Annotated in this window: 7 protein-coding genes; 2 read left to right on the forward strand and 5 right to left on the reverse strand. The window is 53.4% G+C overall.

Going from position 1 to position 6,000, the window contains the following annotated elements; translation table 11 throughout:
• Nucleotides 1–714: 714 nt before the first annotated feature.
• Complete coding sequence (locus tag ACRYA2_RS23765; protein ID WP_433633740.1) at nucleotides 715–1,176, forward strand: hypothetical protein; 462 nt, start codon at nucleotides 715–717, stop codon at nucleotides 1,174–1,176.
• Nucleotides 1,177–1,484: 308 nt separating this feature from the next.
• Here the strand turns inward: ACRYA2_RS23765 and ACRYA2_RS23770 are convergent, their stop codons facing one another.
• From ACRYA2_RS23770 to ACRYA2_RS23785, 4 genes are all read right to left on the reverse strand, one after another.
• The gene (locus tag ACRYA2_RS23770; protein ID WP_433633742.1) at nucleotides 1,485–1,826 is read right to left on the reverse strand and encodes a DUF4326 domain-containing protein; all 342 of its coding nucleotides are present in this window, start codon (nucleotides 1,824–1,826) and stop codon (nucleotides 1,485–1,487) included.
• A gap of 157 nt (nucleotides 1,827–1,983) precedes the next feature.
• Nucleotides 1,984–2,325: a hypothetical protein gene (locus ACRYA2_RS23775; RefSeq protein ID WP_433633744.1), complete on the reverse strand. Its 342-nt coding sequence runs from the start codon at nucleotides 2,323–2,325 to the stop codon at nucleotides 1,984–1,986.
• 11 nt (nucleotides 2,326–2,336) lie between these two features.
• Nucleotides 2,337–2,723 (reverse strand): hypothetical protein, encoded by a 387-nt coding sequence (locus ACRYA2_RS23780; RefSeq protein ID WP_433633747.1) that lies wholly within the window; start codon nucleotides 2,721–2,723, stop codon nucleotides 2,337–2,339.
• Nucleotides 2,724–3,053: 330 nt separating this feature from the next.
• Nucleotides 3,054–3,578, reverse strand: coding sequence for a hypothetical protein (locus ACRYA2_RS23785; protein ID WP_433633750.1), 525 nt, complete (start codon nucleotides 3,576–3,578; stop codon nucleotides 3,054–3,056).
• A gap of 134 nt (nucleotides 3,579–3,712) precedes the next feature.
• Here ACRYA2_RS23785 and ACRYA2_RS23790 point away from each other — a divergent pair, with 134 nt between their 5' ends.
• Complete coding sequence (locus ACRYA2_RS23790) at nucleotides 3,713–4,126, forward strand: hypothetical protein (protein WP_433633752.1); 414 nt, start codon at nucleotides 3,713–3,715, stop codon at nucleotides 4,124–4,126.
• Nucleotides 4,127–4,350: 224 nt separating this feature from the next.
• Here ACRYA2_RS23790 and ACRYA2_RS23795 read toward each other — a convergent pair whose 3' ends face one another.
• Nucleotides 4,351–5,082: a GIY-YIG nuclease family protein gene (locus tag ACRYA2_RS23795; protein ID WP_433633755.1), complete on the reverse strand. Its 732-nt coding sequence runs from the start codon at nucleotides 5,080–5,082 to the stop codon at nucleotides 4,351–4,353.
• Nucleotides 5,083–6,000 lie beyond the last annotated feature (918 nt).

The following is a 6,000-nucleotide window of genomic DNA, read 5'->3' on the forward strand; positions in this document are numbered from 1 at the left end:
GTGACTGCGAGAGTGATGCTGTGGGACGTGGGTCGAGAAACAAGGAGAGCAGCGACGTCCGTCTTCGAGTCTTCTTGGCCCCTATAGCCCGAGGAGACTGAGGAGGAGTCCGATCGCGATCAGGAGAAAGATGAGCAGGGTGACGTACAGCATGAATCGATCTGCGGAGGTGTCCATCGTTCCTTTCTAGTATCGCTTGCAGTTTGTTACTATCGCTTCGGTCGTCGTCTACTGAGAGATGGCAATGTGTGATGCCCTACTCTCATATATCTCTCTCTTATTGAATTACATATGAGTGTCGTCGTTGAGGTCCGGGGCATTGCTCAGGACGCCGGAGTTCCACATTTGGACTGTGAGTTTCTCTTCCTGTAGTATATCGCGGACTGTCTCGAGGCGGTCTTTTGGCCCGTCCCGATCCGATGGTGGAGAACTGTAACTGCCGAGGATCAAGTATTTTGTTGCAGTAGAGTGTGTTTTCGCCTTGATTTCGGAGATGAGAGCGACTGCATTCTTGTGGAACTGTGCAACTTCTTCCCCACTATATCCACTATAGATGAAGTCTGCGTCAGTAAGACGGGAGTGTTTTGGATATGAGATGGTGCTTCGTCGTCAGGCATGCGTTTTGTTGGTGAATCGGGTGTTGTAATGATTGGCGTCATATCTTTGTCGACAGCCGTCGCAAAACATACGATAGTAGAGCTGCAATGTCTATGTATGGCCGCAAGCACGCCGCAGGATGTTCCAAACCACGAGTTAGATGAACACCGGCTTGAGGATCTCAGAGACATTCTGAGTCCGACGAAGCTGCGGCTCCTCCAGCAGATCCTGGCCAGCCCGACTGGTGCGTTGAGCTCGAAAGAGCTTGCGGCGCGAAACACGATCAGTGACAGCACCATCCGAGACCATCTCCGCGACCTCCACAATCGGGACACACAGATTGTCGCAAAACTTGAGCCAGACACGTCACCTGTTCCGAACGGCATTCCACGCGTGTACTTCGCCGTTACGGAATACGGCATCAGCCTGCTTAAACAGGCTGACCTCTACGACCAGATCGGCCTCCTCTACGACATGTATGAAGCAGTCGATCTCCAACTACCCGACGCAGACAATCAGCCGGTCACACTTGACGAGATCGAGAACTACGACCATCGTCCCACCCCAGACTGGCTCTGATCGGTGGCATCACCCCGATTGTGTGGTGGGAATGAGACACTTGAGATACCACTGTTTATTTACTTAAATTATCCTACCAACGGCGTGAATAAAGCGAGAACGCGAGCAGGAACGGATGCGTCTCCGAGACCGCCGTCGCCGGAGCAAGATGGTGAGAAGGGACGCAGACCTACTGCCGGACCAGGCCGACGTCGCCGACGCAATTGACGCTGTGGACGCCCGCCACGCCGCTCGCCAGACGATGGTCGAAACAGCGTCTTCTCACGGTTCGGTCGTTCTTGGGCGAGCACGTAGGTTAGTATACTATGCTAACTTCGGAGGTATTCGAGAATGACATCCCCGTGGCACGCTTTCGGAGTGCACCAACAGGCCAGAGTCTTACCACGGAGTCCCTCGACAGCGTCTCGGAACTCGTCGTCGTCGAGTTTGTCGTGAAACGCTTCTCGGTACTTCTCGACGGCTTCCTCTCGCGAGTATCCATCACTCGTCTTGTAGGGATTGCCGAGCCACCCGTCGTCGCCGATGTCGGTATTCAGCATGTGACTCTCCCCGCCGTCGGCTCTCCCAATATCGACGTCGTACTCGTCGGTCTTCCGTTGGTTAACGAGGCGGGTCTGGACGTCGCCTGTGAGTGTAGTCTGTTTCGTCATGGCGGCAGCCTCCGTTCAATCGAGAGTTATTCGCAGACGGTTCCATATACCTTATTGCAGCAGATTTTCGACCGGGTGAAATTGTGTAGAGTGTACATTGGCCAGCGACGATGAGGGGCAGAGAAATGATTCTTCTGTCTTCCGGTGGAGAAGAATATCACTCTAGATAGCTATTGAGGTTGGTGATGATCTGATCGACGAACGGGGAGGTAACGGAACCCACAATATAGTCAATCTGCTCGATGCGCGGCGAGAGAATCGCCCAGGGATAAGCGTAGCTTGTCTGGGGAAGGGATCCATCTCGCCAGACTTCGTTCGTGAGTTTGAGTGCAGCGTTTCGAGGAGTTGTTGAGACGACAGTCGCGAGCCATTGTTCGTTCTCGAACGGATGGGACGAATTGCTGATCACGATAAGTGGGCGTGCTGCCGGCTCGTCTTTGAATGGATCAACAGCCCAGACGACATCACCACGACTGATCGAAGCACCTTGGTTCGTCATCAATAGAAACGTTATGTATCGGAATTACGTGGTTCGTCATTCGAAAGATCTTCACTCTGCACAGACTTGGCGTCCGCTAACCACGCGTTCTGGTCGAAATCGTCGGTCTCGTCGCTGGCAACATTCTCGAAGAGCGTATGAAGGTCGTAGGTATCTCGAAGCCGGTCGGTGTCGTCGGTGATTGCCCAATATGTATCTCGATGCCGGACGAGGCCCCGCGTCTTTAATCGAGATAGCGCAGATCCAACAGCATTCGCATCGGCGTCGATCGCTGCCGCAATCTCACTCCGTGTATACGCCTTATCACTGTTTGCAGCGAGATGCAAGACAACCTGTTCTGTAACCGATGGCTCAGTAAGGTCTGAGTTGCTCTCGAACGTATCGATGCTAATCGGCATCGTTCTGGTGTTAACTAGTACATCAAGCATTATAACTGTGCCCGTCGTGCTGCCGTGCTGGACGTGCTGGAAAAGGCGACGGTATAGAGTGTGGATCTCTCACGCCGTCGATCGATAGCCGGTCTTGAGCGTGTTTGATTGTAGCACTCTAGTTGATCTTGCCATCCACGGTGCCGCGTGCGGAGGCGGTCACGCTGACGTGGTGGTATCACGACGGGCGAAGCAGAACGATGAGTGGCGTCGTCGGATGGTGGGCGATTGTGGTCAGTGAATAGTACTCCAGTGCCGCGTGACGGCGGTAATGAGGTGAAGCGTATCCCGGCTACTCTCCTACGCCGTGTTCTTTCCTCCATGCCTAGATAATTGAACACCATTTGTTTGGAAGAGGTGCTTCGCAGATTCGAATTCTTGCTCGGTGAATGCGAAGTGTCTCGAAGGAAGCCGGATACGACGTTTGTACGGTTCACCATCACGCTTATATGAGACGATAAACCGTGGATGGGTCCACATCGTACCTTTGACCACTTGCACGTCAATAATTGATGCGAGAGGGATCGTCTCAACTTGCCGGAACCCACGGAGATAATCAATAGTATACGCGACAATGGCGATAATCGCAAAGACCCCAAATAGATAGGGAATCACCCACCGTTCATTCAAGACGATATTCACACTCCAGCCGACCATACTGACGATGAATGCCAAGAAAAGTATGAATACAACCAGCGAGCTTTTCGCTCCCTCATAGTTCCGCTTGAGTTGCCCGGTGTAGCTTTCGTCAATACGAAGCACACCATCGGAGACTGAACACCGTCCTCGTTTTGTTCTAAAGTCTCCCATTTCGTCGTCATTCATTCGTCATCGAAAATAAATCCCTAGAACCGAACGGTCCCGAGACTCCCGTTCGACTTTCGCTCTCATGAACAGCTATCGATCTCGTCTGCGACTATGATAGCAGCGAGGGCGTGGATGATGAGTCGCCGAATCTCGTGGCTGAAGCAGCGAACGCCGGCCGCCAACTCGTCGATACGGTAGAGCGCTCCGAACAGAACACTGAACTGGTGAACGTCCGCGAGCAGCGTGTCGAGTCCCAGCAGGTCGAGGAGAAGTATCTCGACGTGCTGGAGGCCGGGCAGAAGATCGCGGAAGAGAACAACGCGATGATCGCGCGGCTGGACTATCGGAAGGTCGCCACCCACTACGGGTGTGCGTACAAGAACGACGGCTATCGCGTCATGGAGGAGATGGCCGACCGCGTCCCTGGCGTGACCTACAAGGAGAGTCGGACGTTGTCGGCGGACGACGCGATGGGTGTCGGTGGCCGGCATATCGAGATCTCGTTCGCTGACCCCGATCTCGCCGGCTGGATGCGAGCCCACGAAGCCAACACGGGAGGGAACTAACCACGAGAGGCAGCGTTACAACAGTGTAATCACGGGGGTCCCCCGAACCCCCGTCTGCGGCGACACCACCACACGAGATCCACACCGCATTACCAGTGAACCACGGTGGTAACATTCCTATGACTACAGTGGGTGCGTCTTTCTGCGTCCTACATCGAGGGACGGTGATTGCTTGGCAGCTCGGCGACCAGCACGAGCAGTACTTTTGAGTCTGATAAAATGACTTAGTACTGATCCACGGGCGCTTCGCCGCACGCGAGCCAGTGCGCTCCAAGAAGTTCTGACTCGACTTGTTTCAACTGGAATTTCTCTTCAAGGTCAGGCAGAGGGACATATGAGAACTGGAGACTTCCGTCCCGGTTCCGCCGGTGCTTTACGAGTCTATCCTTGAGTGAAACGGACTCTCCAATATACTCAAGCGGGGGACAATTCCCAGAGTTCCAGATGCGGTACACGCCGCCCCCGTCAGGGACATAGCCGAGTGCATCTTCTAGAGGTCTACGGGCTGACCATCTGAGACCCATCCAGTTTGGATCGGTGACCTCCTCTGGATTCTCCCACTCCAATGGAGCCACTCCTTCGCGGAAGCTACGGAGGGTATCATCGTCGCTCCTACCACCCCGAATCCCCGTACTGCGGGTCTTCGACTTGCTGTATCCCGGCGGCATCCTGCCGAAGTTGCCGACAAGGTTCGTCTTGGTCTCCCATCGGTGCAGGGCAATCAGGACGTCCTCCACGGCCTTTCGTTGTTGCTTGTCTTCGACTATCGGAGGGGTTGCTCCTGACACTTCGAACCCCGGGCCATTCCTATCCACGATGGTCCAAAGGCTCGGGGATGCAGTGTGCGGGTCGCTGAAGGGCATCTCCCCGTTGAAGATACCTCGTCTGAGGGCGTATATTCGACCGCGGAGACTCCGACCTGTCTCACCGATATAGACAAGTCCCTCGTAGTCCACATGGCGAACTCGGTAGAGGCCGGGATCCGTCGACAAGGTACTGACTTCCTCATCGTCTGGATGCAGACTTAACCAGGACGACCAGTCGAAATCCAACCGGTCTCGGTCGTACACCCCCGTATTGTCCATCATCTTGGTTCCAATCTGAGCCTTCAGTTATTTAATCTGCGTGAATGAGAATTGACTTTGAAATTTTTATATGATAGAGAAGGTTCAATACGGTCGTCACGGTGTTGGGCAGCTTTGATAGTTGCTGCAGACCTCCACTGCCCCCTCAGTCTGTCACTTTCAGAGTTTCATTCACTCTATATACTCATGTGAAATATCGAAAGCTCGTTCCTTCCATATTGTGAACGCCGCAGTTGATAACGAGTTCACGATACTATTTCCACCAAATTAACCTATTAGTTTATCGTATTAGAAATACTATAGACCGGTATGGTTCGAGAACGAATCAATGCACTTGGAACGTGGATCGATAACCAGTCTGCAGTCGTCCGGGTCATCGCATTCCTTGGTGGGCTTATTGCTTTCCGAGTTGTACAGATGGCGACCTACGTCGTTGAAACAATGGGTGATGTAGGAATTATCCTTGTTGGTACTCCCGTCATCGTAGTTGGTCTCCTGTCGTTATACGTCATGTTCGTCGTTGTGCGTTCGTTCTGGCGTGACTGGCAACGAACTCGACCGGCCGCATAATTCGGCGACGCAAATCGCTATTTTCTAGGCTTCTACTCTCACAGCGATTTCTTAATGAGTAATACTCAGCCATGAGGCCGAGAGGCCAGCCCTATTGAGACAAAGGGTCAGCGGAGTTTCCAGAAGGCCTTGTAGGGCTTGGTGATGCTGAGGAAGTCGAAGACCCAGTAGAGTGGTTCTGCATCGGTTTGTACTTCATAGGCGAGTTCGCCACGGCGT

The sequence above is a fragment of the Halomicrococcus pelagicus genome, assembly GCF_050954125.1.